Consider the following 1,177-nt stretch of genomic DNA (forward strand, 5'->3'; position numbering starts at 1 on the left):
TCTCTAAGAGACATCTGAAGAGGATCTGGGGATGGCATATCGGCAGGTGGGGCAACCGAGCTTCGCAGATGCGTTGGCGTCGCGGCGGGGCAAAGGGGGTGCGGTCCTGAGGCGGATTGGCGAACTGGTGGATTGGGCGGCTGTCGAGCGCGTGCTGAGCGGCCTGCCGGAGCCGGAGCGTGGCGCGCCGGCCTATCCTCGGCTGGTGATGTTCAAGGCTGTGCTGTTGCAGCAATGGTACGGTCTGTCCGATCCGGAACTGGAAGAAGCGCTCGATGACCGGGCCTCGTTCCGCGACTTCTGCGGCTTTGCGCTGGGCGACGAGACGCCCGACCACACGACGATCTGGCGCTTCCGCGAAGCTTTGCAGCAGGCTGGCCTGGACGAGACGCTGTTTGCCGAGATGCTGCGCCAGATCGACGCGCGCGGGCTGGTGCTGCGCCGAGGCACATTGATCGACGCCAGCCTGATCCCGGCGGCCGTGAAACCGCCGAAGCCGCCAAAGGACCCGCTGCCTCCCGGCCCGGACGGACGCCCGCCGAGCAAGCTGGTCAATAGCGAGCGCGATACGGATGCGCGATGGACCAAGAAGGGTGGCAAGCGATACTTCGGCTACAAGGCGCATGTCGGTGTCGACCAGGGCTCGGCGATCATTCGTCGCAGCAAGCTGACCGACGCTGCGGTCAACGATACGGTGCCCGCCGACGAATTGATCAGCGGTGACGAGAAGGCGGTCTACGCCGACCAGGCCTATGACAAGCATGAGCGTCGCGCCGGGCTGGCTGCCCGGGGCATCAAGCCGCGGCTGATGTTCCGGCCCAACAAGCATCATCCCCTGACCGAACGGCAGAAGCGCTTCAACGACGCCGTGGGACGGCGCCGCGCCCCGGTCGAGCAGGTCTTCGCGCGCCTCAAGGGCGTCTACGGCTGGGCGCGAGCCCGCTATCTGGGCCTGGCACGCAATCATACCCATCTGCGTCTTCTCTGCCTGGCCATGAACCTCAAACGATGGGCGGTCCTGTGTCCCGCGGGAGGTGTGGTGTGACCGCCACAGCCCAAGGCCATCGATCGGCCACGAAAACAAGACCGTCTGCGTTCGCGCGCCATCCGAGGCCGCACAAAAAAATACCCCATATCGAGCCTCACTCCCGCTCGGCCAATTAAGCAAAGCCCTCGC

Annotated in this window: 1 protein-coding gene; it reads left to right on the plus strand. The window is 65.4% G+C overall.

All coding sequences use genetic code 11. The features are described 5' to 3' along the window. Positions 1-31: 31 nt before the first annotated feature. Complete coding sequence (locus AC0L3A_RS40640; protein ID WP_007592298.1) at positions 32-1,045, plus strand: IS5 family transposase; 1,014 nt, start codon at positions 32-34, stop codon at positions 1,043-1,045. Positions 1,046-1,177: the final 132 nt, after the last annotated feature.

Source organism: Bradyrhizobium sp. MI1.3 (genome assembly GCF_055811695.1).

Bases quoted from the DNA above. Each gene is read 5' to 3' on its own strand.
- AC0L3A_RS40640 (WP_007592298.1), top strand. From the start codon at position 32: ATGGCATATCGGCAGGTGGGGCAACCGAGCTTCGCAGATGCGTTGGCG.